General features: G+C 59.1%; 27 protein-coding genes. 15 read left to right on the forward strand and 12 right to left on the reverse strand.

Annotated features, from left to right (window positions below; genetic code table 11):
* The first annotated feature begins 253 nt into the window (after positions 1–253).
* Complete coding sequence (locus ACA058_RS22720) at positions 254–1,147, forward strand: sensor histidine kinase (protein WP_497639986.1); 894 nt, start codon at positions 254–256, stop codon at positions 1,145–1,147.
* On the forward strand, positions 1,144–1,803 hold the full coding sequence (locus ACA058_RS22725) for a response regulator (protein WP_497635997.1): 660 nt from the start codon (positions 1,144–1,146) through the stop codon (positions 1,801–1,803). Before ACA058_RS22720 ends, ACA058_RS22725 begins: the two co-directional genes overlap by 4 nt.
* Here ACA058_RS22725 and yegS read toward each other — a convergent pair.
* Positions 1,787–2,704: a lipid kinase YegS gene (gene yegS, locus ACA058_RS22730; RefSeq protein WP_497635998.1), complete on the reverse strand. Its 918-nt coding sequence runs from the start codon at positions 2,702–2,704 to the stop codon at positions 1,787–1,789. The two genes, ACA058_RS22725 and yegS, sit on opposite strands and share 17 nt — an antisense overlap.
* Positions 2,705–2,917: 213 nt before the next feature.
* On the opposite strand from yegS, the gene ACA058_RS22735 reads away from it, so the two are divergent.
* A complete protein-coding gene (locus tag ACA058_RS22735; protein ID WP_497635999.1) occupies positions 2,918–3,229 on the forward strand; it encodes a hypothetical protein in 312 nt (103 codons plus the stop codon).
* A 62-nt stretch (positions 3,230–3,291) separates the two neighbouring features.
* Here the strand turns inward: ACA058_RS22735 and ACA058_RS22740 are convergent, their stop codons facing one another.
* Positions 3,292–4,518, reverse strand: coding sequence for a molybdopterin molybdotransferase MoeA (locus ACA058_RS22740; RefSeq protein ID WP_497636000.1), 1,227 nt, complete (start codon positions 4,516–4,518; stop codon positions 3,292–3,294).
* The gene (gene moaB, locus ACA058_RS22745; RefSeq protein WP_046816112.1) at positions 4,502–5,041 is read right to left on the reverse strand and encodes a molybdenum cofactor biosynthesis protein B; all 540 of its coding nucleotides are present in this window, start codon (positions 5,039–5,041) and stop codon (positions 4,502–4,504) included. Before moaB ends, ACA058_RS22740 begins: the two co-directional genes overlap by 17 nt.
* Before the next feature lie 81 nt (positions 5,042–5,122).
* On the opposite strand from moaB, the gene mobA reads away from it, so the two are divergent.
* A complete protein-coding gene (mobA, locus tag ACA058_RS22750; protein ID WP_497636001.1) occupies positions 5,123–5,725 on the forward strand; it encodes a molybdenum cofactor guanylyltransferase MobA in 603 nt (200 codons plus the stop codon).
* A gap of 77 nt (positions 5,726–5,802) precedes the next feature.
* The gene (locus ACA058_RS22755; RefSeq protein WP_497636002.1) at positions 5,803–6,024 is read left to right on the forward strand and encodes a YgdI/YgdR family lipoprotein; all 222 of its coding nucleotides are present in this window, start codon (positions 5,803–5,805) and stop codon (positions 6,022–6,024) included.
* A gap of 77 nt (positions 6,025–6,101) precedes the next feature.
* On the opposite strand, the gene ACA058_RS22760 is transcribed toward ACA058_RS22755, so the two are convergent.
* The 5 genes from ACA058_RS22760 to ACA058_RS22780 form a co-directional block, all read right to left on the reverse strand.
* Positions 6,102–6,380 (reverse strand): PA2433 domain-containing protein, encoded by a 279-nt coding sequence (locus tag ACA058_RS22760; RefSeq protein ID WP_497636003.1) that lies wholly within the window; start codon positions 6,378–6,380, stop codon positions 6,102–6,104.
* A 139-nt stretch (positions 6,381–6,519) separates the two neighbouring features.
* Positions 6,520–7,410 carry a pseudouridine synthase gene (locus ACA058_RS22765; protein ID WP_497636004.1) on the reverse strand — a complete coding sequence of 297 codons (891 nt, stop codon included), beginning with the start codon at positions 7,408–7,410 and terminating at the stop codon, positions 6,520–6,522.
* 71 nt (positions 7,411–7,481) lie between these two features.
* A complete protein-coding gene (locus ACA058_RS22770) occupies positions 7,482–7,799 on the reverse strand; it encodes a transcriptional regulator (RefSeq protein WP_497636005.1) in 318 nt (105 codons plus the stop codon).
* A 161-nt stretch (positions 7,800–7,960) separates the two neighbouring features.
* Entirely contained in the window at positions 7,961–8,197 is a 237-nt protein-coding gene (locus tag ACA058_RS22775) for a glutaredoxin family protein (RefSeq protein WP_497636006.1), read from the reverse strand.
* Between the two features lie 70 nt (positions 8,198–8,267).
* Positions 8,268–9,479 (reverse strand): ammonium transporter, encoded by a 1,212-nt coding sequence (locus ACA058_RS22780; RefSeq protein ID WP_497636007.1) that lies wholly within the window; start codon positions 9,477–9,479, stop codon positions 8,268–8,270.
* Between the two features lie 326 nt (positions 9,480–9,805).
* Between ACA058_RS22780 and ACA058_RS22785 the strand changes: the two genes are divergently transcribed.
* From ACA058_RS22785 to ACA058_RS22825, 9 genes are all read left to right on the forward strand, one after another.
* Complete coding sequence (locus ACA058_RS22785; protein ID WP_497636008.1) at positions 9,806–10,120, forward strand: ElaB/YgaM/YqjD family protein; 315 nt, start codon at positions 9,806–9,808, stop codon at positions 10,118–10,120.
* A gap of 1 nt (position 10,121) precedes the next feature.
* Positions 10,122–10,511, forward strand: coding sequence for a phage holin family protein (locus tag ACA058_RS22790; RefSeq protein WP_248678874.1), 390 nt, complete (start codon positions 10,122–10,124; stop codon positions 10,509–10,511).
* Complete coding sequence (locus ACA058_RS22795) at positions 10,508–10,852, forward strand: hypothetical protein (protein ID WP_497636009.1); 345 nt, start codon at positions 10,508–10,510, stop codon at positions 10,850–10,852. Before ACA058_RS22790 ends, ACA058_RS22795 begins: the two co-directional genes overlap by 4 nt.
* Positions 10,853–10,980: 128 nt before the next feature.
* The gene (locus tag ACA058_RS22800) at positions 10,981–12,144 is read left to right on the forward strand and encodes an EAL domain-containing protein (protein ID WP_497636010.1); all 1,164 of its coding nucleotides are present in this window, start codon (positions 10,981–10,983) and stop codon (positions 12,142–12,144) included.
* Between the two features lie 68 nt (positions 12,145–12,212).
* Positions 12,213–13,541 (forward strand): deoxyguanosinetriphosphate triphosphohydrolase, encoded by a 1,329-nt coding sequence (locus ACA058_RS22805; RefSeq protein ID WP_497636011.1) that lies wholly within the window; start codon positions 12,213–12,215, stop codon positions 13,539–13,541.
* A 179-nt stretch (positions 13,542–13,720) separates the two neighbouring features.
* Positions 13,721–14,110: a response regulator gene (locus tag ACA058_RS22810; RefSeq protein ID WP_497636012.1), complete on the forward strand. Its 390-nt coding sequence runs from the start codon at positions 13,721–13,723 to the stop codon at positions 14,108–14,110.
* Positions 14,111–14,350: 240 nt separating this feature from the next.
* Positions 14,351–14,977 carry a response regulator transcription factor gene (locus ACA058_RS22815; RefSeq protein ID WP_272603202.1) on the forward strand — a complete coding sequence of 209 codons (627 nt, stop codon included), beginning with the start codon at positions 14,351–14,353 and terminating at the stop codon, positions 14,975–14,977.
* An 8-nt stretch (positions 14,978–14,985) separates the two neighbouring features.
* Positions 14,986–18,627, forward strand: coding sequence for a transporter substrate-binding domain-containing protein (locus ACA058_RS22820; RefSeq protein WP_497636013.1), 3,642 nt, complete (start codon positions 14,986–14,988; stop codon positions 18,625–18,627).
* A gap of 48 nt (positions 18,628–18,675) precedes the next feature.
* Positions 18,676–21,621, forward strand: coding sequence for an HD domain-containing phosphohydrolase (locus tag ACA058_RS22825; RefSeq protein ID WP_497636014.1), 2,946 nt, complete (start codon positions 18,676–18,678; stop codon positions 21,619–21,621).
* On the opposite strand, the gene ACA058_RS22830 is transcribed toward ACA058_RS22825, so the two are convergent.
* Complete coding sequence (locus tag ACA058_RS22830; RefSeq protein WP_497636015.1) at positions 21,622–22,104, reverse strand: GAF domain-containing protein; 483 nt, start codon at positions 22,102–22,104, stop codon at positions 21,622–21,624.
* Complete coding sequence (locus tag ACA058_RS22835) at positions 22,101–22,991, reverse strand: ATP-binding protein (protein ID WP_497636016.1); 891 nt, start codon at positions 22,989–22,991, stop codon at positions 22,101–22,103. The genes ACA058_RS22830 and ACA058_RS22835 overlap by 4 nt, the downstream gene beginning before the upstream one ends.
* Positions 22,992–23,108: 117 nt before the next feature.
* Between ACA058_RS22835 and ACA058_RS22840 the strand changes: the two genes are divergently transcribed.
* A complete protein-coding gene (locus ACA058_RS22840; RefSeq protein WP_497636017.1) occupies positions 23,109–25,472 on the forward strand; it encodes a hybrid sensor histidine kinase/response regulator in 2,364 nt (787 codons plus the stop codon).
* Here the strand turns inward: ACA058_RS22840 and ACA058_RS22845 are convergent.
* Entirely contained in the window at positions 25,456–25,917 is a 462-nt protein-coding gene (locus ACA058_RS22845; RefSeq protein WP_497636018.1) for a MarR family winged helix-turn-helix transcriptional regulator, read from the reverse strand. The genes ACA058_RS22840 and ACA058_RS22845 overlap by 17 nt on opposite strands.
* A complete protein-coding gene (locus ACA058_RS22850; protein WP_497636019.1) occupies positions 25,914–26,399 on the reverse strand; it encodes a glutathione peroxidase in 486 nt (161 codons plus the stop codon). The genes ACA058_RS22845 and ACA058_RS22850 overlap by 4 nt, the downstream gene beginning before the upstream one ends.
* Between the last annotated feature and the right edge of the window lie 15 nt (positions 26,400–26,414).

Consider the following 26,414-nt stretch of genomic DNA (forward strand, 5'->3'; position numbering starts at 1 on the left):
TTGCTTGTACAAGTGTTCGCCTGCCTGAGCCGCGCGACCAACGGTATCCGAAGTGGTATTATGCCGCCCATTAGTTGACGTCAATTAACGGTAAGGCGATTGCAGCCTACCAAGTTCCAGGTCTGATTTCTTATACAAGACCCTGTTCTTATACGAAATTCCGTAGAAGTCGACAGCTGACAACAAAAATCATCGATCTGTCAGCGCGCATGACCGATCGGCCCGCAGCGAACATCCATTGGCTCCATCCGCTATGTACGCCAGCCTCAAGTCAATCGCCAAGTGGCCAACCTCCCGAGAAAACGCACGCAGGTTCACGCTGTTGCTGTGCGCCGGCTCGACGCTCGGCAGCCTGCTGGTCTACAGCCTGTCCACGCGGTTGCCGCTGAGCCTGCTGGTACTCGATATTGCTGCTCTGGGCTGCGTCTGGGTGCAGTACCGCCTGTCACGCAAGTCGATCAAGTTCCAACCCCAGGAGCTCGCCGACCGGTTGCTGCAAGTCCAGGAAAACGAACGCCACCGCCTCAGTCGGGAATTACACGACGACATCGGCCAGTTGCTGACCGCGGCAAAACTTCAGAGCGACTGGCTCAAGCGCAGGCTGCCCGAAGACCTCCAGGGGCAATGCTCGGTGCTGTGCGACACCCTGGAAGAAACCCTCGCCAAGGTTCGCGATGTATCGGCCATCCTCAACCCCCGACAACTGACCAGCCTGGGGCTGGAAGCCAGCCTGCGGGCGCATTTGCTCAAGACCCTGAGCAACACTCCGGTGCACTGGAGCCTGGAGTGCCATCAACGATTGACCGGCATCCCGGAAGAAATGGCCGTGGCGGCGTTTCGTATCACCCAGGAGGCTGTCACCAACATGCTGCGCCATGCCCAAGCGCAAAACCTGCTGGTCTGCCTGCAGCGTTTGCCCCAAGGCCTGGCATTGAAGATCAGTGACGATGGCCTGGGATTCGCGCCCGCCACTGACCCGGGGCGTGAAGGACAACGCGGAATGGCCGGGATGTCGGAACGGATCAAACAACTGGGCGGCACGCTGACCGTGACCAGCGAGCCAGGCAAAGGCACTCAAATCGAAGCCCTCTTCCCATGGGCGCCTCGTGCGTTCGAACGGGCCAGTACGAATAAGGTTATGCATTGACTTGTAACTTACTTCTGGTGGATGACCACTCGCTGATCAGGGCTGGCGTGCGCGCCCTGGTGCTGGACCTACCTGGCTATGCGGTTATCGGCGAGGCCAACGATGGCTCGCAGTTACTCGACATGGTCCAGCAACTGTCCCCGGATATCGTGCTGCTGGATATTTCCATGAAGCAGACAGGCGGCCTCGAAGCCTTGCAACAGCTTAAGCGGGTACGTCCGCAGAGCAAGGTGCTGATCCTGTCGATGCACACCGACCCGGCACTTATCATGCAGGCCCTGGAATCGGGTGCCCATGGGTATTTGCTCAAGGACACCACGGCCACCGAACTGGAACACGCGCTGCACGCCTTGCGTAACAATGAGCGCTACCTGAGCCCGGCAATCGCCCATACCGTGATCACCCAGGCATTGACCCGGACCCAGAAAAACCAGGCGGACCCGGCAGACTCGCACAACCTGACAGCCCGTCAGCTGGAAATCCTTCGGCTGATCGTGCGTGGAAAATCCACCAGGGAAATCGCCAACGGCCTGGGTCTGAGCGTCAAGACGGTCGAAACCCATCGCTCGCAAGTCATGAAGCGCTTGCAGATCTTTGACGTGGCCGGCCTGGTGTTGTTCGCCGTGCGAGAGCAGATCATCAGTCTGGACGACTGACAGCTTCAGTCCCGCTCAACAACGGTGACTGCTCGGGTAAATGCACCCGCAACGCTGCCGGTCGAGCCGAGAACCGCAGGCTGTCACCCTCGAGCGGCTCTCCGTCGAGGTTGATGTAAAGACCCTCCGAAGCTTTGATTTCAACCCATGGCAGGCGGGCCCGTACGAACATGTTATCGATGCCGAAGCCATCGGCCAGCAGGTCTTTCAAGGTGCTAACCAGCTCCTGCGGCGCCGGCAAAATACTGATGTCGAGCATCCCGTCATCAGCCAGGGCCTCCGGGCAGAGTACATGCCCCCCGCCAGCCTGCCGGCCATTGCCGATCCCCAAGGCTAGCAACTCGCCACTCCAGTGGAAATCAGGCCCCTGCAACTCACCGTACGCCGCATGCAACTCACTGAAACGCGTTAAGCCGGTGAACAGATACGCCGCACCACCCAGGACCTTTTTCAGTTCCTCGGAGGTATTGGCCGTGACCAGACTGCCAAACCCCCCGGTGGCCATATTCAGGAATACCTGCCCGCCGACTTCCCCCAGGTCGATGGCAGTGGGTGCAACGTCCAGAAGCGCCAGTGCCTCATCCGGCTCCAGCGGAATACCGGCAGCACGGGCAAAATCGTTGGCGGTTCCCAGCGGCATCAACACCAGGCTCGCCTGCTGCGACTGCCCGGCCATGGCTTCGGCAATATCGCGCAAGGTGCCGTCGCCGCCACCGGCGATGATCTGCCGATAGCCCGCCCCTAGCGCTTCGCCCACGAACCGTTGCGCATCCCCGGCTTCCCAGGTCAATCGAACGGCCAGCTCCCAGCCTTGTTCACGCTTGCTCTCGACGGCGGCCCGAACCGCTTCGTTGAGCGCCTGCTTGCCATGCAAAATCAACAGCGCCTTGCGTTCGCTCATTGTCGTCACTCCCATCATTGAAGGCGTATGGAACATGTGACCTTGCCACCCTGCGGAAAAGTCGCAAAAAACTGAATTATTTACAGTTGAGTCCAATAAGGAGATTTTTCTTACAAAACGTGAGGAATCGGCTCAATTGACCAGAAATGGCAATTGGTCCACTTTTGTGTCAGCGGTTTTCAGTCATCAGCAGGACAGACACAAGGATGTGCAATGCAACAACATGACATCAGGTCACCGGTGATTCCGGTGGTGCCGCTCGCACCGAAACGGGCCAATCATCAAGCTGAACTCGTCAGCAGCGCCAAATCCAGCGGAGAAGTTGATATGCCACCTCGCGTCAACGAGCTTGAGACACACCTCGACACCCTGCGCAGCGATCTGGAAAAGATTCGAAGTGACATCAAGTCCGTCAGGCACAGGCTTGCCTATTCGGCGGGCGGAACAGCCGTTGTCCTTGGGCTGCTGGGCTGGATCGCCAACAGCCGTTTTGATCAGGTGGTATCACTGCTGCTGGCCCATTGACGCGCCATGGATGCAAAACCCGGCTCGATCGACCGGGCTTGTTAACCTGGCGGCGTCCAGATTCAGCTCAACACTTCGCTCAGCGGGATGAAGTAGACGCTATCACCCGCTACCAGTGTCCGCTCCTCCATGACCTCGACCAGCCCATCGGCCCAGGCCGCGCTGCGCAGCACACCGGAACTCTGATTGCTGTAGATGATAGCTCGACCGTTTTCCAGGCGACCGCGCAGGTACTCGCGTCGGTTGCCGGCCTTGGGCCAGTCGAACCCTGCCTGCACTTGCATCTTGAGAGGCTCCACCTCCAGGGCACCCATGCGCCGCAGCAGATAAGGTCTTGCCAGCAAGGCAAAGGTGACCAGGGTCGAGGCTGGATTGCCCGGCAAGCCTATCACCGGCACGCCACGAAAATGCCCGAAAGTCAGGGGTTTTCCCGGTTTGATGGCGAGCTTCCACAGCGCCAGCTCGCCCTCTTCTCTCAGGGCGATGCCTAGAAAGTCGGCCTCCCCCACCGATACGCCACCGGTCGAGAGGATCAGGTCGACATCCCCTAATTCGCCCAGGCGCGCGCGCGTGGTGTCCAGGTTATCCGGCAGAATCCCGGCGTCGATCACCTCGCAACCCAGGCGTTGCAACCAGCTGCAGAGCAACACACGGTTGCTGTTGTAGATCTGCCCTGGCCCCAGCGCCTGCCCCGGCTCGATCAGTTCATCCCCGGTGGACAGCACCGCCACGCGCACCTTGCGAATCACTTCCAGCCCGGCACACCCCAGCGAGGCTGCCAGGCCTTGTTCGATCGGCCCCAGCCGTGTGCCCGCCGGCAGGATCAGTTCGCCAGCGATGGCTTCCTGTCCTTGTGGACGAATGTTCTGCCCGATGACCAGGGTTTCGTTGAAACGTACACGTCCATCGGACTGGACTTCGGCGTTCTCCTGCATCTCGACGCAATCTGCGCCCGGCGGAACAGGTGCCCCCGTGAAGATTCGTGCACAGGTGCCCGGCGTCAACGCAACAGGGGCCTGGCCGGCAAACACTTTCTGACTGACTACCAGCGGCTCTGCGTTCCAGTCGGCCACGCGCAAGGCATAACCATCCATCGCGCTATTGGGCCACGGCGGCAGATCGAGAGTCGACAGCAGATCATCGGCCAGCACCCGGCCCTGAACCTGCGCCAATGGCAAACGCTGGCGCTCGACAATCCGTGAGGCGTCCGCCATTTCCAGTAACCGCGCCAGAGCCACCTCGACCGGCATCAGGGTACCGGTCTTGCCCGGCTTACCCGCGGGATTCACAGGGTGCCGCCTGTTTCAGGTGAGTTACGAAATTGCACGGGCGATGCCGCGAATCCAGCTGCTCGCCAAGAATGCCATCCCAACCGGTGCGCACGGCATTGGTCGACCCCGGCAAGCAGCACACCAACGTGCCGTTGGCCAGGCCGGCCAAGGCGCGGGACTGAACGGTCGATGTGCCGATGTCCGCCACCGATATCTGGCGGAACAATTCACCAAAACCATCGACTTGCTTGTCGAGCAGACAGCTCACCGCTTCCGGCGTGCTGTCGCGACCGGTGAAGCCGGTGCCGCCGGTGATCAGCACCACCTGTACGACCTCGTCGGCGATCCAGTTGGCAACTTGCGCGCGAATCTTGTAGAGATCATCTTTGAGCAAGACCCGACAGGCCAGGTTGTGTCCGGCAGCCGTCAGGCGGTCAACGAAGACCTGACCTGAGGTATCGGTTTCCAGGGTTCGGGTATCGCTGACCGTCAGCACCGCGATGTTGAGCGGCGCGAAAGGTACATCAGCCTTGGCTTTCATAGGCTCGTCCAGTTGTAGGAGAAACAGCCCGGTGTTATATCACAGCGACCCCATTTTTCGCCGCCCTCATGGAGGCCTGCCATGACTTCGAATTCACTGTTGCCACCCTGCTCCATTTTGCTCCTGGCAGGCGGCCGCGGCCATCGCATGGGCGGCCAGGACAAAGGATTACTGGAATGGCACGGCGAGCCGCTGATTGCCCATTTGCATCGCAAGACGCGCCCGCTGAGCGATGACTTGATCGTCTCGTGCAACAGGAACCTGGAAAAGTACGCGCCCTACGCCGATCAACTGGTCCACGACGACGAAGGCGACTTTCCGGGACCATTGGCGGGCATTCGTGCAGGTCTCAAGGCTGCTCGGCATACCTATCTGCTAGTCTTGCCTTGTGATGTCCCGCGCATCGACAACGCACTGCTCACCCGCATGCGCGAAGCCGCCGCCGAGCATCCCGACAAACCGCTGATGCTGCACCATGACGGACACTGGGAACCCCTGCTGTGCATCATTCCGGTGGCACTGCGCGCTGATTTCGAAACGGCCTGGAAGGAGGGTGAGCGCAGCCCGGGTCGACTCATGCGCAAGCTGGGTGCTACTGCGCTGCAGTGCCCCGACAACGATCCGCGCCTGGCGAACCTTAATACGCCGGAACTATTAAGCATGCCAGACACTGTGTCAGACTGAGTACCAAGGAACTTGCACGCGCTGTACACGTCTCAAGCTCAGCAATCAAAAAAGAATTCATTTTCGGAGACACTTCCATGACTCAACGGACCCTGGCCACTTTCATGCTTGCACTGGGCCTCGCTACCCTCGCCGGTTGCGCATCGCCTACTGTGATCACCTTGAATGACGGTCGCGAAATCCAGGCTATCGACACGCCAAACTTTGACAAGGATTCGGGCTTCTACGAATTCGAACAACTGGATGGCAAGCAGACCCGCATCAACAAGGATCAGGTTCGTACCGTTAAAGAGTTGTAATCTTCGCGGTGTCTACCCGATACATGAAAATGCCCCGACTTGTCGGGGCATTTTTATCTGTTAACTGAAAACCTATGTCATGGGTTCGGCTCATTACTCAGTTTATCCACGCGTGCCAGCGCCTGTGTGGCTTCGGTGATGCATTTCTTGTCATCCTTGGCGGCCCGGGCTGCTTCAGCGCTGGCCTGCATCCGCTTGATTTCCATGGTGGTGTTTTCGGACGTGGCAGGCAGGCTGGTGACCTTGTCCTTGAGTTCCTGCAGCTTGATGGTGCACAGGTCGTTGTCTGCGGCGAATACGGGAGAGGCCAACATGGCGGCGCAAATCAACATTCCAGCGAGAACGGTGCGTTTCATGAATATCTCCTTGCATGGGAGGTCTCGGGGGCGCCTGATGACTTTGCGGCTGTGCCGAGTTCATAGGACGCCACATGCGTGGCGCCTGATCAAAAGACTGTAGACATGCGCATAAATTCGATTTTTTTGAATCCCTGGCTCACCATTGCAACGTGATTGCGCTCTCGAACTCCCTGGCCTCGCCGGTCACCGGATCTACAAATTTCAGCCCCTGGGCCAGCAGTTTCAGCGGGTTGGCATAGTCATCTTCCACGTCCTTGAGCACGCGGGGATAAAACGGGTCGTTGCAAATGCTGGCACCCAGGGCTGTCATGTGCACCCGTAACTGATGTTTTTTGCCCGTCACCGGATAAAGCCCATAACGCCAGAGATCACCGTTTTTTTCCCTGACTTCGATAGCAGTCTCGGTGTTGCTGGCGCCAGGACCTTCCTGCATGCGGAAGAACGGCTCGCCATCGATGAGCCGGCTCTTGTGCACCAGTGGGAAAGTCAGTTCAGGCAACGCCCGGGCAATAGCCTCGTAGCGCTTTTCGATTTGCCGCGTTGGAAACAACGACTGGTACGCCGAACGGCTTTGAGGGTTGGCTGAAAACAGCACAAGCCCCGCCGTATGCCGGTCAATGCGATGCAAGGGCACCAGATGCGGGTTATCCAGTCGACGGATAAGGCGGCGCAACAAGGTCTGTTCGACGTACTCACCCGCCGGGGTCACGGGTAGAAAATGTGGCTTGTCCGCCACGACCAGATGCTCGTCCGCGTACAGGATCGACTCGACCACCGGGATCGGTCTTTCGTCCGGCACTTCGCGAAAATAGTGAATCCGCAGGCCTTCCTTGTAAGGCAGGTCAAGGGCAATTGGCGCGCCCTGCCCATCGAGGACGCGGCCGCGAGCGATTCTGTCCAGCCACTGTTCACGACCGATGGCGCTGAAGTGCTCGCACAGGCAATCGAAAACGGTCTGCCACGGGCCAGGCGGCAAGTACAGCGTGCTGGCCTGGCTGTGTGCAGCAGAAAATGATGAAGTGGACATACAAAAGCTCTTACCTTGAATGCAGAGCGGCATTATCCAACAGCGGCGCAAACGAACCTAGCGCAGAATCCTCAAGCCGGTATCTGCGCACGCCCGGCCGCCTCGGTGTACTCCTTGAGCCAGCGCAGCACGTCGACCGCCTCCCAGCGACCCGGGTCATACAGTGCATACAACAAACCCTGATAACCCACGACATCCAGCTGCCGGTGATAGCCTGCGCGCTGGAACAAGGCTTCGATTTCAGCAAAACAGGTATTGAAATGCAGCTTGTTGAAGGGCGTTTTTCCTTCCGTCACCAAGCCGTCGAGACGCAATTCGCCGACGGCTTCGCGTACTACATCCACCGACATGCGGTTAACGCTGCTCTTCAATTGTTCGACATTGACCACGACTCATCCCTCTCACGCCCGGATTTGCCCCACTCAAAGCCGAAAATCAGCGGCGGCAAGGCAATAATCCGAATAACTGTATACGCATACAGTATCCGAATCGCGTCGGTTAAGCCAAGAGGATTGTTCGACGGGCGGGAGCCCGCCCTCACCAAAACCGCTTATTGCAGGAATGCCACGACTTCTTCAGGCCCGAACGGCCAGCCCAACTCGGCACCTGTATCGACCCGACGCAAGATCGGAATCCGCAGGCTGTAGGCTTCGAACCATGTTTCGTCCTCAGCGATGTCCACCAGCTCCACCAGCAAGCCACGCTCGACAAACTCCATCAACATGGCTTCGGCTACTTCACAGAGATGGCACCCAAGAGTGCCGAATAGCTGACATTCAGGAAGCATGAGCGCTCTACCGAAAAATTAAGTGCTTATTCTAGGCCTGCCCCGAAATGCCGTCGAGCCGATGAACCCACTACTGATCCTGACTGACTGCGCCGATCTTGTGCACCGACAAGTCCGCGCCGTAATACTCTTCTTCCTGGCTCAGGCGCATTCCATGGAACGCCTTGATCACGCCATACACTGCAAAGCCACCGACCAGCGCCACCACCACACCCAGTGCAGTGCCGATCAACTGGCTGATCAGGCTCACACCGCCTAATCCACCCAAAGCACTCTTACCGAAAATGCCGCAGGCGATCCCGCCCCAGGCGCCACACAAACCATGCAGCGGCCAGACACCCAGCACGTCATCGATATGCCATTTGCCTTGCGCGGCAGTAAAGCACCAGACAAACAGTGCTCCGGCGATGGCACCGGTGACCAGCGCACCCACGGGGTGCATCAGGTCTGAACCGGCACAGATCGCCACCAGCCCGGCCAACGGGCCGTTGTGCAGAAAGCCCGGGTCATTGCGCCCAACGATCAGCGCTGCCATCGTACCGCCGACCATGGCCATCAGCGAGTTCACCGCTACCAGCCCGCTGACCCCTTGCAGGGTTTGCGCGCTCATCACGTTGAAGCCGAACCAGCCGACAATGAGAATCCACGAGCCCAACGCCAGGAAGGGGATGCTCGACGGCGCGAACGCCACCAGCTTCCCTTCGCGGTAACGCCCATTGCGTGGTCCCAGCAACAGTACCGCCGCCAGCGCCAGCCAACCGCCCATGGCGTGCACCACCACGGAACCGGCAAAATCATGGAAGCTGGCGCCGAAGCGCTCCAGCAGCCAGGCCTGCAGACCCAGGTTGCCGTTCCAGATCATGCCCTCGAAGAAGGGATAGATGAACGCCACGATCAGCGCTGTCGCGCACAATTGCGGGACAAACCGGGCACGCTCGGCGATGCCACCGGAAATGATTGCCGGGATCGCCGCGGCGAAGGTCAGCAGGAAGAAAAACTTCACCAGGCCATAGCCGTGATCGGCATTGATCACGGCCGCCGGTTGCATAAAGGTGACCCCGTAGGAAATCCAATAGCCTATAAAGAAGTAAGCCAGGGTCGAAACGGCAAAGTCACTGAGAATCTTCGATAATGCGTTTACCTGGTTTTTTTGCCGGACCGTCCCGACTTCGAGAAAGGCGAAGCCGGCGTGCATGGCCAGTACCATGACCGCACCGATCAGGATGAACAATGTATTGGAGCTATGGACAAGGGTGTCCACAGCGCTTTGCAGATTTTCCATGGATTTGGCAGACCTTAAGGCTGAAAAAAGCACCAAAGCAGTTCGCGCGGGCAATCCATGCACCAAGTTGAGACTTGTCGATTCCAGCAAGTCTCTCCCGACGAACCGTTTTGGAGCACAGGGTGCATCAAGGCCAATCACGACCTGGACATTTGCGCGGGTTTCGATTGTTTGAGTTAAGGTTTTACTGGAATCTTGCCCAGCAACAGCGCAACGGCGCGGGCTAACGCACCACGACACAGCAAAAGTTGTACCAGTCATTTGTACTGAACCTTCACACAAGGCTCATACTCGAACGATTCAGACGCCACTTATGGAGATCACCAATGGCCAGCATCAAGGCAAAGACTGCTCAAGAAATCCTGATCAACGATTTTCAAACACTGGTCAGCGATACCGAACGGTTGCTGGAACACACCGCCTCCCTGGCCGGTGACCAGGCCGATGAATTGCGCGAGCAGATCCACGACAGTCTGCTGCGTGCACGGGAAACCTTGAAATTGACCGAAGACTCCCTGCGCGAACGCGGCAAGGCTGCCGTGACCGCCACCGAGGACTATGTCCAGGCCAACCCATGGCAATCGGTCGGAATCGCGGCCGGCGTGGGCTTTCTGATTGGCTTGCTGGCGACTCGGCGCTGATATGGCGATCGATGAATCCGGCTTGTCCGGGACAGGCCCAAGCTCCTCACCGCGGCGCCTGGGTGCCGCTTTCCTTGGACTGCTGCACAGCCATGTCGAATTGTTCGGCATCGAATTACAGGAACAAAAAGCCCGCACCGTGAGCCTGTTGCTGTTTGCAGGCTTGGCGCTGGTGTTTGCCTTGCTGTTGCTGGTGGGGTTGTCGACACTGGTGCTGATCCTGTTTTGGGACACTTATCGCCTGCCCGCCATCATCGCGCTCTGTGTGTTCTACACCCTCGCATGCGTCTTCTGCGGGATGCGCTTGAGAGCAGCGATCTTCGATGAATCCTCGCCCTTCCATGGCACCTTGGAAGAACTGGCCAATGATCGGGAGCGCCTGCTGCCATGAACCTGCCCGAACTGCCTCGAAACAGCTCGCGCACGGAAATGCGCAAGGCACTGATCCGCCTGCGCATGGAAATGCACCGCCAGGAAATCCGCCACGAATCCGCGCAACTGCTGCAACCCTTGCAGCGAGTGCGTGGCATGACCCAAAACCTGCAGGACGGGTTCGGCATCAAGCATGCACCGCTGTGGGGCATGGCGGCCGTCACCCTGCTGGGTTTTCTGAGCGGCAAGGGCGCCAGGAACGGCGCCGGCCTGGACAGCCTGACCCGACTGGTCCGACTGGGCACCACCCTGGGGCCTCTGGTCAAACTGGTCTTGCAAGGTTCTTCGCGCAATCACTGACCCTGTCAGTACCTGGCTACATTCTTGCAGTACCCACGGGATCGAACCTCTTCATCGAGGGGTTCAATCCTGCGTGCCTACCCGGTGACCAGGTTTTATCCAAAAACAAGATCCAACAAGGAGGCCTTGTGATCGACGGGCAACCGCTCGCCTGCTTTCAGCCGTTCATCGATACCGCCACGGGCCGTATCGCCGGCGTGGAAGCCCTGGGTCGACTGCGTCAGGCCGACGGCCAACTGGCTTCGGTGGGGCCGCTGTTCGCTGATTCCCGAACGAACGCCGTTGCCCTGCGTCGCCTGGACCGCCAGCTACGCGATAACGCGCTGAGTCGCCTGCATGAAGCGCCCGGCGACTGGTTTCTCAGCCTGAACATTTCCCCACGCTGGATCAGCCGCCTGCGCCCTGACCAACCGTTGCCGAGCCTCGGACAGCTACAAAAGCACGGTGTCGACCCGCGGCGCATCGTCTTCGAAATCACTGAACTGGGTGGCGACATCCAGCGCCTGGCACAAGTGGTGGCGCGTTACCGGCAAGCCGGCGCCCGGATCGCCATCGATGATTTCGGCGCAGGGTACTCTCAGCTCGATCGGGTACTGGCGCTGCAACCGGACATCCTCAAACTCGATATGCGCCTGTTCCAGGCGGCGGCGCTGGGCGGGCCCAGCGGCGATGTCGTCAAGGCCCTGGCACAAATGGCGGAAAAAACCGGTTGCTGGATCATTGCCGAAGGCGTGGAAACCGAAGCGCAACTGAATTTTGCCCTGGAGTGCGGCTCACGTTACGTCCAGGGGTTTCTGTTTGCCGCAGCTCAAGCGGATTTCTTTGCCGCTGACGCCTTCGTCGAGCGCTTTGCGCACCTGCGTCAGCGCTATGTGCAGCAAAAGTTGGTCGAACGCGGTCGCCTGAAGATCATGCGCCAGCAACTTCGCGAACTGATGGCGATCCTGCAGGCCTGGGCACAGACTTGCGCGCCCCTGAGTGCCCTGCCACAACTGGATGCCTTTCCCTGGCTGCTGCGTTTCTATCAGTGCGACCGACACGGTACGCAGCTGACGCCCAACCTGGAATGGCGCAATAACGGCTGGGTCGCCGACAACCGCTACCTGGGCCATAACTGGTCGTGGCGTCCGTATTTTTATCACCTGCTGGCTCAGGGTTGGGAAGAACGTCAGCTGACCCTCTCCAATACTTATCGCGACGCCACCAGCAATCAGTACTGCCTCACCGCCGGGCAATTTTTCGACAACGGCGAACGCCTGCTGCTCATCGATATCGATGCAGTCGGGCTGTAGTGACACTTGCAGGTACCGATGCGAACCGGGAAGCTAGTCAATCAGTCACCTGACGGAGAGAACCAGCCTTGGATTGGCCTACCCTGCTTACCCGCGAACGCCTCGGAAAGCCCCTGCACAGCCCGCAAGAATTGGGCCGCAGTCCTTTTCACAAGGATCATGACCGAATTATTTTCTCGGGGGCGTTCCGCCGTCTCGGGCGCAAGACTCAAGTTCACCCGGTCCACAGCAACGACCATATCCACACGCGCCTGACCCACTCGCTGGAAGTCAGTTGCGTTGGCCGTTCACTGGGTATGCGCGTCGGCGAAACCATCCGCAGCGCCCTGCCCGACTGGTGTGAACCCGGTGATCTGGGGATGGTGGTGCAATCGGCCTGCCTGGCCCATGACATTGGCAATCCACCCTTCGGCCATTCCGGCGAAGACGCGATTCGGCACTGGTTCCAGCAAGCCGCCGGACGGGGCTGGCTGGATGCGATGAGTGAAGCGCAACGCAATGACTTCCTCAACTTCGAAGGTAATGCCCAAGGCTTTCGGGTACTGACCCAGCTTGAATATCACCAGTTCGACGGTGGAACCCGGCTGACCTATGCCACCTTGGGCACTTACCTGAAATACCCATGGACAGCCAGACACGCCGACTCCCTGGGGTACAAGAAACACAAGTTCGGTTGCTACCAGAGCGAACTGCCGCTACTGGAGCAGATCGCGCAAAAACTTGGCCTGCCGCAGCTTGAGGAGCAGCGCTGGGCACGCCATCCGCTGGTGTACCTGATGGAGGCCGCCGATGACATCTGCTATGCGTTGATCGACCTGGAAGACGGCCTGGAAATGGAGTTGCTGGAGTACGCCGAAGTCGAGTCCCTGCTACTGGATCTGGTGGGCGACGATTTACCGCAGACCTATCGCCTGCTCGGCCCGCAGGATTCGCGTCGGCGCAAACTGGCGATCCTGCGGGGCAAGGCCATCGAACACCTGACCAACGCAGCGGCCCGCGCTTTTGTCGAGCAACAGGATGCACTGTTGGCCGGTTCCCTGGCTGGCGACCTGGTGGAGCACATGCACGGCCCGGCCAAACGCTGCGTCCTCAACGCAAAAGACATGGCACGGCAGAAGATTTTCCAGGACAAACGCAAGACCCTGCATGAGATCGGTGCCTATACCACCCTGGAAATTCTGCTCAATGCTTTCTGCGGTGCCGCACTGGAACAACACAACGGTCGAACGCCGTCCTTCAAGAGCCGGCGGGTTCTCGACCTGTTGGGCAACAATGCGCCCGATCCGAACGGCCCTCTACACAACTCGTTCCTGCGCATGATCGACTTCATCGCCGGCATGACTGACAGCTACGCCAGCCACATGGCCCTCGAGATGACAGGTCGTTCCAGCCACTGACGACAAACGGTCGATTAGCCATTACCCCCTCGGTAATGGCCGATCAGGCCTGAAACTCCAAAAACATTCAATGAACACCGAATCCCCCTACAGCACCTGTCGAGTGCACTGATCGAATGCCCGGTCCTTGTCGGGAAACAATCACGCCTATCGGTTCCGATAGAAGAAGCGTGAATAATATGATCAACGACAATCTGCGCATCATGCTGGTGGAAGACCATCCGTTTCAGCTCAGGGCCACTCAGTGTCTGCTTGAAAGTTATGGCTTCACCCATTTGACCACCAGCGACTGTGCCAGAGGCGCCTTGCAACACATGTTCGGGGCAGAGAAGCCCTTCGATATACTGTTATGCGATCAATGCCTGCCCGAAGTTTCTGGCATTGACCTGATAAAAATCGCCAGCCATCAGGGAATGATCAAGCAGGCAATACTTTTAAGTAGCCTGACAGCCACTGAATTGGGCGAACTTGAAAACCTGGCAATCCTCAACGGGCTGCCATTACTTGGCTACTTGATAAAACCTTTGAAACAATGCGAGCTGAGACAATTATTGAAATTGATTCCCTGACCCTGCAACCAGGCGCTCAAAAAAAATTGTGCGATCCACTAATCACCGCCCTGCGCCCCACAATTAAACAGCAACATTATTTGTGAAAACCACCCCAAAAAACCGTTTGACACGTAAGTCATTTCCTTTTCGCATGTAGGAACATTCCTATATTGCCGCGACGGACCCGTCAGTTCATACGTCGTCTCAACTATCTGAGCTAAGGTGCGCGCTTTATTTGAGCTCGCATGGGATTTGATTATGAACTCCGTTTTTATCGTCGACGATCACCCTGTCATCCGGCTTGCCGTTCGTATGTTGCTTGAACACGAGGGCTTTAAAGTCGTCGGTGAAACCGATAATGGTGTCGATGCCATGCAGATGGTTCGTGAATGCATGCCCGACCTGGTCATTCTCGATATCAGCATTCCCAAACTGGATGGCCTGGAAGTGCTGACCCGTTTCAACGCCATGCATACGCCCCCGAGAACCTTGGTATTGACTGCACAATGCCCGACGCTGTTCGGTATACGCTGCATGCAATCCGGCGCCTCGGGATATGTTTGCAAACAGGAAGAGTTGAGCGAACTGGTGAGCGCCATCAAAGCGGTACTGTCAGGTTATAACTATTTTCCCAGTGAAGCCTTGAACCCTGCTCGTGGTGACGAAGCGCGGTGCGCCGAACTTGAACTGTTCAAATCAGTTAATGACAGGGAGCTCATGGTAATGCAACTTTTTGCACAAGGTCGCAATAACAAGGAAATCGCCAAAGGCATGTTCCTGAGCAACAAAACGGTCAGCACTTATAAAAAACGACTCATGCAGAAACTCAAGGCCAAATCACTGGTTGAACTCATCGAGATGGCAAAACGTAACGCGTTAGTGTGAGACACAGGATGCCCAGCCGCTTGAAGGACTATCTGCTGATCATGACCACAGGTTTGTGCCTGTGCACCTCGTTGCAAGCCGCGCAGGCCCCTGAACAATTCACCTTGCTCAGTCGCTCAGCGCCCCTGCACCTCGAAGTCCAGCTGGATCAATCACAACGACATTGGATCGAGGGTAAACATGAACTGATCCTGGGTACTTCAGCGCCAGACTATCCCCCCTTCGACCTGACCAGCAGCGGTCGTGACTACGAAGGTTTTACTGCGGATTACGCGGGCATACTTGGCAAGGTCCTTGGCCTGCCCATCAAGGTCCAGCGCTTCACCTCCCGGGGAGCTGCGATCGAAGCGCTCGAAAACGGCGAGGTAGACCTGCTGGGCACCGCCAACGGATTCGAGGCGAGCAATGACCACATCGCGCTTTCCAGGCCTTATGCGGTAGATCAACCGGTCCTGGTGACTCGAGAAGGCGAAACCCGGCCGCTCAATGATGGACTTTCCGGGTTGCGGCTCAGCATGCTGTATCACTACTTGCCCCTGGAGGAGGTAAAGGCGTTGTATCCGAAGGCAATCATCACGTCCTATCCCTCCTACCAGAACGCAATCAATGCCGTTGCTTTCGACCAGGCCGATGTTTTTCTCGGTGACACCATTTCAACCCATTACATGATCAACAAGGGCTATCTGAACAACATTCGCATGGCCAGTTTCGGCAAGCACGAAGCCCATGGTTTCAGCTTTGCCGTGCACAAGACCAATCCACAACTGCTCGACATCATCAATACGACGCTCGCGGCTATCCCCGCCAGCGAACGGGAAAACATCGCCAAACGCTGGAGCGCCGGGAGCGATATCCTGCTCACCGATCAAAAACTGGAGCTCAGTTACAGTGAGGAGCGCTGGCTGGCGCAACATCCGGTGGTCCGGGTGGTCGTCAATGAGGCCTATGCGCCGCTGACGTTTTTTGACAGTGCCGGCAACTTTCGCGGGATTGCCGCGGATCTGCTTGAGTTGATCAGATTGCGTACCGGCCTGCGCTTCGACATTCAGCGCAGCCGCAGCGACAGCGACATGATCGAGCGAATCAAGACCGACCAGGCCGACCTGATCGCCGCGCTGCTCCCTAGCGCGCGACGGGATACCTTGCTGAACTTTACCCGCCCGTACCTGCAGAACTCCTACGTCCTGTTGACACGCAAGGCGCATGACAGTCCGACAAACCTTGCACAGCTTCAGGGCAAGAGCCTGGCCATTGCCCGTGGCAACCCCCTGATCGACTATCTGCGTAGCGAGTTTCCGCAGATCCGGGTGATCAAGACCCCGGACACCTTCAGCGCCGTAGAAATGCTTGCCGAAGGCCGGGTGGAAGGAGCGGTGAACTCGCTGGTGATCGCCAACTACTTCATCGCATCGCAACTGTTCGAAACCGATCTGCAAATCAGCACCACCATCGGCACCCAGCAGGCGGCATTCTCCCTGGCAACCGGGCGCGAGGCCAAGGAACTCAATGACATCCTCAACAAGGCACTGTTGAGCATCGCGCCGCAGGAGCTGGGCGTCATCAACAGCCGTTGGCGCGGCTATTCGGCCTCCTCGCAAAGTACCTGGCGCAATTATCAACGGGTGTTCTATCAGATCGTCATCGGTGCGGGATTGCTGTTGTTGATCTCCGTGACCTGGAACGCTTACATGCGGCGCCAGATCAATCAACGCAGGGCGGCCGAGCGAGCGCTGAACGATCAATTGGAGTTCATGGGTTCATTGGTCAACGGCACGCCTCACCCGATTTATGTGCGTGATCGTCAAGGACTGCTGCAAAGTTGCAATGACAGTTACCTGCAAGCCTTCAACGCAAAACGCGAAAACGTGATCGGTAAAAGCGTGATCCAGGGCACCATGAGCAACGCCTTCGAAGCTCGGGAGTACCAGGCCGATTACCAGCGTGTCGTGGCCGAGGGCACGCCCATGATCCTTGACCGTGCGCTGCACATTGGCGGCCGCCGGTTGACGATCTATCACTGGATTCTTCCCTACCGCGACTCAAGCGGTGAGGTGCAAGGCATCATTGGTGGCTGGATCGACATCAGCGAACGGCGGCAATTGTTCGATGACCTGCGTTGCGCCAAAGAGCGTGCCGACGAAGCCAACCGGGCCAAGAGCACGTTCCTGGCAACCATGAGTCATGAAATCCGCACCCCGATGAATGCCGTCATCGGCATGCTCGAACTGACGCTCAAGCGCATCGAACACCACCACCCGGATCGTCCCGCCATTGATGTGGCGTACCATTCGGCGAAGGACCTGCTGGAACTGATCGGGGACATCCTCGATATTGCCCGCATCGAGTCCGGGCACCTGAGCCTGAATCCGGAACGGGTCAATCCAGAGGAAATCGTGGCGTCGGTGGCGCGTATCTTCGATGGGCTGGCCCGACAGAAGGGGCTCGAACTGCAACTGGAACTCAACCCGGCCAATCCGACGGTCGACGTGTTGCTCGATCCCCTGCGCTTCAAGCAGGTGTTGTCGAACCTGGTCAGCAATGCCATCAAGTTTACCGAGCACGGCCAGATCAGGATTATTGTCGCCCTGCACATGACCTGCGAGGCTGACCGGGTGCAAATGCTGCTGCTGGTCGAAGACAGTGGCCCGGGAATCAGCCATGAGGATCAGCAACGCCTGTTCGAACCTTTCGCCCAGGCCGGTAATGCCGGGCAGTCGGCCAGGGGCGGTGCCGGGCTTGGCCTGGTGATCAGCCGCAACCTGTGCGAAATGATGAACGGCAGCCTGCACTTGAGCAGCCAGCCGGGCGTCGGTACCCGAGTGAGGATTTCATTGCCGTTACCCACGCTGCCTCGTGAATCCAGGGAACAAATAGCTGAGCCCCCCATCCACTGCGCTACGGTCCCTTTGAATGTGCTGGTGGTCGACGACCACGCGGCCAATCGCTTGCTGATGTGCCAGCAGCTGGAATTTCTGGGCCATCGATTCAGCGTCGCGGCAGATGGCCAGGCTGGATTGGACGCGTGGAAATCCGACGCATTCGACCTGGTGATCGCCGATTGCAACATGCCGGTCATGAACGGATACGAACTGGCCCAAGCCATTCGTCGCCATGAACAGCTCACGCAACAGCCGCGCTGCACCCTCTTGGGCTTTACCGCCAACGCTCAGCCCGAAGAGATTCAACGTTGCAAACAGGCCGGGATGGACGACTGCCTGTTCAAGCCACTCTCCCTGGTCGCCTTGAGTCAATGGGTCAAGGGTATCCAGCCCACGGTCGTCGCCCCGGCCTTCAGCCTGCAAGGCTTGCATTTGTTGACGGGGGGCAACCCGGCGTTGAACCTGCGCCTGCTGACCGAACTGTTGAACAGCAACCGCCTGGATCGACAGGATCTGCTGGCGTTGTCCGGCACACCGGCCCCCCAGGCATTTCTCGACATTGCCCATAAAATCAAGGGCGCCGCCCGAATCGTCCAGGCCACTCGGTTGATCGACAGCTGCGAGGCGCTGGAAGCAACCTGCCACGAGCGCTTTTCCCCCGAGAAAGTGAGCGAATGCTGCGACGCCGTGGAGCGCGCCCTGCTCGAGCTGGAGCAGGCATTACTGCAACAAATCGAGCAAAACGACGCCAGCACAATAAGCGAGCCTTAACTATGCTTGGACGCGGAGCAGTGTGTTAACCATCACGGAGTGACCTGCATGCCCAGCCCACTGCGCCCGGATCAACGGCGGTTTCCCCTGCACGTTCATATCAGCGTGATGTTCACTTGCCTGCTGTTGCTGACCGGGATCGTGCTGGGCATTTTCAACTACCGGCAAACCACTCAAATCATTCTTTCGAGCAGTGAAAAGCTGTTCAGTCGAATCGAGCAGGACGTGCGCCTGGACCTGCACGCGACCTATGAGCCGATTCGACATTTGCTGAGCCTGTTGAGGCTCAACCCCGCAGCCCTGTCCCCCGATCTGCAACAGCGCCTGGCGCTGCTCCAGCCCTTCAGTCAGTCACTCAAGGACAACCCCGACCTGGCTTCGTTGTACCTGGGGTACGACACCGGCGACTTTTTCATGGTTCGCCCGCTGCGCACGCCAGATCTGAAAGCGCTGCTCAAGGCCCCGGATACTGCGGCCTATCAGGTCTGGAGTATCGAGCGAAACAGCAGTGGCCAGGCGCATTCGCAATTCCTGTTTTTCGATCAGGAACTGACGCTCGTCAGCCGTCAGGACAACCTCGGCGAAACCTACGATCCGCGCAGCCGCGCCTGGTTTATCAGCGCCAGCCAGGACCTTGACCAGATCACCACCGAGCCCTACGTTTTTTTTTCGACTCACAACGTCGGTACCACCCTGGCGCGGCGCAGCGGCGAGCATGCCGTGATCGCTGCCGACCTGACCCTGGCCGAGCTCTCGGCCACCCTGGCCAAACATGTGGTGACGCCCGCTACTGAGATCGTGCTGTTCGATGCCCAAGGCAATGCCATCGCTTATCCCGACAGCCGTCGCCTGATCGTTGACGATCAAACCGCCCGCCTGAGCAAGGCCGTCGACCTGAGTCCCGCCCTGGAAGCACTGCTCGACAATCCTGCGCAGGGCAATCGCCTGACTGCCATGGGTCGTCAATGGATCGTTGCCCGCAGCAGCATCCAGGAAGGCGGCCCCCAGGGACTGCAACTGGCGATGTTGGTACCCGAAGATGAATTGCTCGTCGACGCCTACCGCATACGCTGGCAAGGCGCGCTGATTACCCTGGCGACCCTGCTGTTGTGCGTGCCACTGGGATGGCTGACCTCCAGGATCCTGGTCAAGCCCCTGCGCGCCCTGGTGCAGGAGGCGGATGCGATTCGCAGTTTCGATTTCAACTTTCCCGCCGCACGCCGCTCTCCGGTGCTCGAGGTCGACCAACTGAGCGTGTCGATGGCGCGCATGAAAGACACCCTGGCGAGCTTCTTCCAGATCACTGACAGCCTGAGCGCCGAGACCCGGTTTGCCCCATTGCTGGAGCGGGTGCTGTTTGAAACGGTAAGGATTGGCCAGGCCCAGGCCGGCCTGATCTACCTGCGCGAAGGGGATGGCGATCTGATGGAACCCCAAGGCCTGGTGATCAACGACACGGCACAAGCCCTGTCTTCATTCGACCTTTGCGCCCACGGGTTTCAGGACGCGCACAGCCCCGCCTGGCTGCAGCAGCTATCGAAGGCCGATAGCGTCGTCACCCAGCTCGGTTTCGAACAGGCGGGGGATTTACAGCAAGTCCTGCTGGCAATGGTCTGTCCCCGCGTTCACCTGATCGGCATCCGCTTACACAATCGTCACAACGAAACCGTCGGCCTGCTGGTGTTTCTGTTGGCCGACAGCGGTAACCAGAGCGACCTGGACAAACTGCGTCCCGACCGCATCGCGTTCTTGCAGGCGGTGTCCGGTGCGGCCGCTGTGAGTATCGAAAGCCAGCGCTTGCAAGACCGGCAAAAACAGCTGCTGGACGCCTTCATCAAACTGCTGGCCGGCGCGATTGATGCCAAGAGCCCCTACACCGGCGGCCATTGCCAACGAGTACCGGCCCTGACGCTGATGCTCGCCCAGGCCGCGGCAGCCAGCCAGGACCCGGCCTTGCGCGACTATCAGCCCACGGACGATGAGTGGGAGGCGCTGCACATCGCCGCCTGGCTGCATGACTGCGGCAAGGTGACAACCCCGGAGTATGTCGTCGACAAAGCCACCAAACTCGAAACCCTGAACGACCGCATCCACGAAATACGTACCCGCTTCGAAGTGCTCAAGCGCGATGCCTGGATCAGCTATTGGCAAGCCATTGCCCAAGGTGGCGACGAGCAACAGCTGGCGCATCAGCGCGATGCCACCCTGGCGGGGCTCGATGATGATTTCGCCTTCATCGCCCGCTGCAACCTCGGCGGCGAGGCCATGGCCGAGGCTGACCTGCAACGCCTGCGCAGTATCGCTCAACGCACCTGGACGCGAACCCTGGATGACCGGCTGGGTATTTCCTGGGAAGAGAACCAGCGCCAGGCGCGGACGCCGGCACCGACACTGCCCGTTCGCGAAGCGTTGCTGGCGGACCGGCCCGAGCATCTGTTCGAGCGCGCCGAAACCGAATTGATTGCCCAGGACAATCCCTGGGGCTTCAAGCTCGATGTCCCGCGTTACAAGTACAACCGCGGCGAGCTCTACAACTTGAGCATTGCCCGAGGCACCTTGACCTTTGAGGAGCGCTACATCATCAACCACCACATGGTGCAGACGATTCTGATGCTCAGCCAACTGCCCTTCCCCGAACACCTGGGCAACGTCGCGGAGATTGCCGGCGGCCACCACGAAAAAATGGATGGCACCGGTTATCCAAAACGCTTGAAGCGTGAGCAAATGAGCCTGCCGGCGCGGATGATGGCGATTGCCGATATCTTCGAAGCGCTGACCGCCGCCGACCGCCCCTACAAGAAAGCCAAGACCCTGAGTGAAGCGCTGGGCATCATGGCCACCATGTGCCGGGATGCCCACATCGACCCGCAGTTGTTCGAGCTGTTCATCAACGCACAGATTTATCTGCAGTACGCCCGGCGCTTCCTCGACCCACAACAGGTCGATGCAGTGGACGCGTCAAGCCTGCTGATCAAGGCAGGCTTGAAAGTGTGATCAGCAGTCGGTCAGACGCAGGAAAATAGCCGCCAGTTGCTCGATACCCGCTTGATCCTGCGCGGTGAAACGCGCCAGTTGCGGGCTGTCGAGGTCGAGCACGCCGATCAGGCGACCGTCCTTGACCAAGGGCACGACCAGCTCGCTGTTCGACGCACTGTCGCAGGCGATATGCCCGGCAAATGCGTGCACGTCTTCGACCCGCTGGGTCTGCAAGGTCGCCGCCGCCGTTCCGCACACGCCCCGACCGAAGGGAATCCGGACGCAGGCGATTTGCCCTTGAAACGGACCCAGCACCAACTCTTCATTACGATTGAGGTAGAACCCGGCCCAGTTCAAGCCCTCGAGCTGATTGAACAGGAACGCCGAAAACTGAGCGGCGTTGGCAATGAAGTCGCGCTCGTCCGCCAGCAAGGATTCCAGCTGCGCGTGCAGCATGCCGTAGCCCTCAAGGCCCTGGCCGCTCTTGTGTAAATCAATCATGCCTTGTGCTCCAACAGTTTGAGCCCCACCCAGTAGCGGGCAAATTGATACGCGCAACGTCCGTTACGATTGCCACGCCCCGTGGCCCAGCGCACCGCTAGGATGTCCAGCTCTTCGGTGCGCTGCCACGCAAGGCCTGCCTTGTCGGCCAATTGACCGATCCAGTGTTCGACGACGTCGAGGAAGTGTTCCTGGGTGAACGGATAGAACGACAGCCACAAACCGAAGCGGTCCGACAGGGCGATCTTGTCTTCCACTGCCTCGCTGGGGTGCAATTCGCCATCGACCCGTTTCCAGTTTTCGTTATCGCTTTCCTTTTCCGGCACCAGGTGGCGACGGTTGGAGGTGGCGTACAGCAACACGTTGTCCGGTGCCTGTTCGAGCGAACCGTCGAGAACGCTTTTGAGCACGCGATAATCGCCCTCGCCCGACTCGAACGACAGGTCATCGCAGAACAGCACGAAACGCTGCGGCAGCTTGGCGATCTGCTCGACCACCCGCGGCAAGTCTGCCAGGTGATCACGCTCTATTTCGATCAGGCGCAGACCGGCCTTGGCGTGTTCGGCCAGCAAAGCGCGCACCAGCGACGATTTGCCGGTGCCGCGCGAACCCCAGAGCAGGGCGTGGTTAGCCGGCATGCCATCGAGGAACTGACGGGTATTTCGCCCCAGTTGCTCCACTTGGCGGTCGACGCCGATCAGGTCGCTCAGGCGCATGTCCAGGCTGACTTGCAGCGGCAGCAGAAAACCGCTGCGCCCCTCGCGCTGCCAGCGCGCCGCCAGGCAATGTGTCCAGTCGATGGCTTGCCGAGGGGTGGGCAGCAGCGGTTCGATACGGGCCAGAACGGCATCGGCACGTTCAAGAAAAGCATTTAATCTGGAATCCACGTCTTCTCCTCGGGCACGTTCACAGTAATGATGGCGATACAGCGACGAAACACAGCGTTCGATGAACGGTCAACCGCCCTGTAGCAGGGCTCGTGGGATCACCCTGCATGATCGACTATGCTTGAGCAGCGAAGGAAAACGGAAGTGATTCAACACCCCATGGATATCAAGTTCACCAACCGGCTGTCTTACAAACAAGCGCGGCTCACCGTGCTGGTCGGTTTCGTTCTGGGTATGCTGCTCAGCGTGCTGCAAATAGGCATCGATTATGCCAGTGAAGACGCCTCCATCAACCGCGAAATACTGTCTTTGCTCGAAATCAGTCACAACCCCGCCTCGCGCATCGCCTACAACATCGACGCCGAACTCGCCCAGGAACTGGCCTTGGGCCTGCTGCGCTCGCCTGCGATCATCGGTGCGAAACTGACAGACAACAACGGTAGTATCCTGGCCAACGTCAAGCGTCCTGGCCTGCAAAGCGGCTATCGGGTATTGAGTGACCTTTTGTTCGGGGCCAAACGGCAGTTCGAAGACCGCCTGTACCTGGATCATCTGCCCAGCGAATCCCTGGGCACACTGCAACTGGACGTCGACACTTACTCGTTCGGCTACCGCTTCCTGCGGCGGGCCGAGGTGACCCTGCTCAATGGTTTCGCCCGCAGCCTGCTCCTGACCGGTATCCTCCTGGCGTTGTTCTACGTGATGCTGACCAAGCCATTGGTGCGGGTCATCCGCGAACTCAGCGGCCGTGATCCGCGCAGCGCGGAGCCGACATCACTGGAATGTCCGGCGGGACATGCCAATGATGAAATCGGCGTGCTGGTGAAAGTCGCCAACCAGCAATTCGAAAACATCGCCACCGAAATCCAGCAGCGACGCAACGCCGAAAACCGCCTGACCGACTATCTTGGCCAGCTGGAAAACATCGTTTCGGCGCGCACGACCGAACTCGAGGCCATCAATGCCCGGCTCAGTCAATCCAATCAGGAACTGGAAGTCGCCCGCAGTACCGCCCTGGATATGGCCGAAGCGCGCTCAGTGTTCCTGGCCAACATGAGCCACGAAATTCGCACGCCCCTCAATGGCCTGCTGGGCATGATCGCGCTGTCGCTGGACGGCCCGCTGAGCGCCGAGCAACAGCAACAGCTGGCCATCGCCCATGACTCGGGCAAAGTGCTGGTGGAGTTGCTCAACGATATTCTCGACCTGTCGAAATTCGATGCCGGCCAGCTCGAGCTCGAGCACATCCCGTTTGACTTGGGCTCGCTGATCGAAGACACCGCCAACCTGCTGTCGCAGAATGCCGCGCCGAGTGTCGAACTGACCTGCCTGATCGATCCGGACTTTCCAGCACTGGTGCTCGGCGATCCGACACGGGTCCGGCAGATCGTCAGCAACCTGCTGTCCAATGCGCTCAAGTTCACCCGTTTCGGCCGGGTCGATGTGCGTCTGTCGACCTGCCAGGACGGCGTCAGCATCGAAGTCTGCGACACCGGCATCGGCATCCCTCGGGATGCTCAAGTCAAGATCTTCCAGCCCTTCACCCAGGCCGGTGCCGGGATCACCCGACAATTTGGCGGTACCGGGTTGGGCCTGGCCCTGACCTACAACCTGTGCGAAGCCATGCAAGGCCGGCTCACCATTAGCTCTGAACCCGGTTTCGGCAGCCAGTTCTGCGCGCAACTGCCACTGCCCAGTCACACCAGGGCACTTGCCCCGGCTCCCCTGCAGGGCAAGGTCATTGCAATTACCGCCGCCAGCAGCGGTTTGGCGGAACTGCTGAGCAACGTGTTGCCCGGTTGGGGGCTTGATTATCAGCAGCGTTCGATCGATGACCCGTTGCTCGGCCTGGACCCCGATGTACTGATCACCGATTGCCCCGAGTGCCTGTTCAACCTGCGCCCCACCATCCGCGCGCCGATTCTGCTGGTGACCGCTTACGGCAGCTTCATGCCCAGCGAACAAGCCAACGCCCTCGCCCCCCTGCAGCAGCAGGCACGCCCCCTGGCACGCAATGCGCTGCATCAGACCTTGCGGCGAATCCTGCTGGCGAAAACCGACACCCCCAACGATACCCGGGTCGACGCCCGCGTCCCGCAGCGACGTGCGCGGGTGCTGCTGGTCGAGGACAACCCGGTCAACCAACTGGTGGCCAAGGGCATGTTGGGTAAACTCGGTTGCGACGTGGTCGTCGCCGCGCATGGAGCCGAGGCGCTGGATCAATTGGAGAGCCGCGACTTCGAACTGGTGCTGATGGATTGTAATATGCCGGTCATGGACGGCTATGAAGCCAGTCGGCAAATCCGTCGCAGCGGTCGCTGGCCGCAACTGCCCATCGTCGCCCTGACCGCCAACGCCATGTCCGAAGAACGCGAACGCTGCCGTGCGGCGGGCATGAGCGACTACCTGGCCAAACCTTTCCGTCGGGAAGAGCTGGCCGCCCTGCTGGACGTGTGGATACCCGCTACGACAACGCCTTGATTTGCCCCAGCAAGTGATCAAGGCCGTCGCGCAGGTCATTCAGGCGATCCAGGTCCACACCGCTGTCGCACAACAGGCGGGACTTGAGCGGCCCGACCTGATCACGCAGCGCGGTGCCGGCCGGCGCCAGACTCAAGTGCACTTCACGCTCATCGCGCGCCGAGCGCTGGCGCTGGACCAGTTGCAGTTGCTCAAGACGCTTGAGCAACGGCGTCAGCGTGCCGGAGTCCAAAGCCAGACGCTCACCCAGCGCCTTGACCGTGGGCTGCTCCGGGGTTGTTTCCTGCCATTCCCACAACACCAGCATCGCCAGGTACTGCGGGTAAGTCAGGCCCAGTTGATCGAGCATCGGCTTGTAAGCCCGAATCACCGCCCGGGAAGCCGCGTATAACTTGAAGCAGAGCTGGCTGTCGAGGTTCAGGGAATCGACGGACAAGGTGTTCATTTAAGCAGGGCTTCGATCTCGCGGCTCAAATCCTGCGGCTTGGTCGCCGGGGCGAAGCGCTTGACCAGTTGGCCGTCCTTGCCGATCAAAAATTTAGTGAAATTCCACTTGATACCCTGGGAACCGAGCACACCCGGTGCACGCTTTTTCAACTGCACGAACAAGGGATGGGCGCCGTCACCATTGACTTCAATTTTTTTGAACAGCGGGAAACTGACACCGTAGTTCAGCTCGCAGAACTCGCTGATCGCCCCTTCGTTACCCGGCTCCTGCTTGCCAAATTGATTGCAGGGGAAACCGAGCACCACCAGGCCTTTATCCTTGTAGGTCTGCCACAGTTCCTCAAGGCCTTTGTATTGCGGGGTGAAGCCGCATTTGCTGGCGGTGTTGACCACCAGCACAGCTTTGCCGGCGTAATCCGCCAGGGTCTTTTGTTCGCCCTTGATGGTGGTGCAAGGGATGCTCAGGAGGTTGTCGCTCATGATTGGGACACTCGA

This window comes from Pseudomonas sp. LBUM1649, from assembly GCF_059716155.1.

Excerpts from the sequence above, each read along its gene's own strand:
- ACA058_RS22775 (WP_497636006.1), bottom strand. The coding sequence starts at position 8,197 with ATGCTTCCTGAATGTCAGCTATTCGGCACTCTTGGGTGCCATCTCTGT.
- ACA058_RS22790 (WP_248678874.1), top strand. The coding sequence starts at position 10,122 with ATGGCGATCGATGAATCCGGCTTGTCCGGGACAGGCCCAAGCTCCTCA.
- ACA058_RS22765 (WP_497636004.1), bottom strand. The coding sequence starts at position 7,410 with ATGTCCACTTCATCATTTTCTGCTGCACACAGCCAGGCCAGCACGCTG.
- ACA058_RS22825 (WP_497636014.1), top strand. The coding sequence starts at position 18,676 with ATGCCCAGCCCACTGCGCCCGGATCAACGGCGGTTTCCCCTGCACGTT.
- ACA058_RS22840 (WP_497636017.1), top strand. The coding sequence starts at position 23,109 with ATGCTTGAGCAGCGAAGGAAAACGGAAGTGATTCAACACCCCATGGAT.
- moaB (WP_046816112.1), bottom strand. The coding sequence starts at position 5,041 with ATGAAAGCCAAGGCTGATGTACCTTTCGCGCCGCTCAACATCGCGGTG.
- ACA058_RS22815 (WP_272603202.1), top strand. The coding sequence starts at position 14,351 with ATGAACTCCGTTTTTATCGTCGACGATCACCCTGTCATCCGGCTTGCC.
- mobA (WP_497636001.1), top strand. The coding sequence starts at position 5,123 with ATGACTTCGAATTCACTGTTGCCACCCTGCTCCATTTTGCTCCTGGCA.
- yegS (WP_497635998.1), bottom strand. The coding sequence starts at position 2,704 with ATGAGCGAACGCAAGGCGCTGTTGATTTTGCATGGCAAGCAGGCGCTC.
- ACA058_RS22820 (WP_497636013.1), top strand. The coding sequence starts at position 14,986 with ATGCCCAGCCGCTTGAAGGACTATCTGCTGATCATGACCACAGGTTTG.
- ACA058_RS22760 (WP_497636003.1), bottom strand. The coding sequence starts at position 6,380 with ATGAAACGCACCGTTCTCGCTGGAATGTTGATTTGCGCCGCCATGTTG.
- ACA058_RS22830 (WP_497636015.1), bottom strand. The coding sequence starts at position 22,104 with ATGATTGATTTACACAAGAGCGGCCAGGGCCTTGAGGGCTACGGCATG.
- ACA058_RS22845 (WP_497636018.1), bottom strand. The coding sequence starts at position 25,917 with ATGAACACCTTGTCCGTCGATTCCCTGAACCTCGACAGCCAGCTCTGC.
- ACA058_RS22780 (WP_497636007.1), bottom strand. The coding sequence starts at position 9,479 with ATGGAAAATCTGCAAAGCGCTGTGGACACCCTTGTCCATAGCTCCAAT.
- ACA058_RS22810 (WP_497636012.1), top strand. The coding sequence starts at position 13,721 with ATGATCAACGACAATCTGCGCATCATGCTGGTGGAAGACCATCCGTTT.
- ACA058_RS22850 (WP_497636019.1), bottom strand. The coding sequence starts at position 26,399 with ATGAGCGACAACCTCCTGAGCATCCCTTGCACCACCATCAAGGGCGAA.
- ACA058_RS22785 (WP_497636008.1), top strand. The coding sequence starts at position 9,806 with ATGGCCAGCATCAAGGCAAAGACTGCTCAAGAAATCCTGATCAACGAT.
- ACA058_RS22755 (WP_497636002.1), top strand. The coding sequence starts at position 5,803 with ATGACTCAACGGACCCTGGCCACTTTCATGCTTGCACTGGGCCTCGCT.
- ACA058_RS22735 (WP_497635999.1), top strand. The coding sequence starts at position 2,918 with ATGCAACAACATGACATCAGGTCACCGGTGATTCCGGTGGTGCCGCTC.
- ACA058_RS22795 (WP_497636009.1), top strand. The coding sequence starts at position 10,508 with ATGAACCTGCCCGAACTGCCTCGAAACAGCTCGCGCACGGAAATGCGC.
- ACA058_RS22720 (WP_497639986.1), top strand. The coding sequence starts at position 254 with ATGTACGCCAGCCTCAAGTCAATCGCCAAGTGGCCAACCTCCCGAGAA.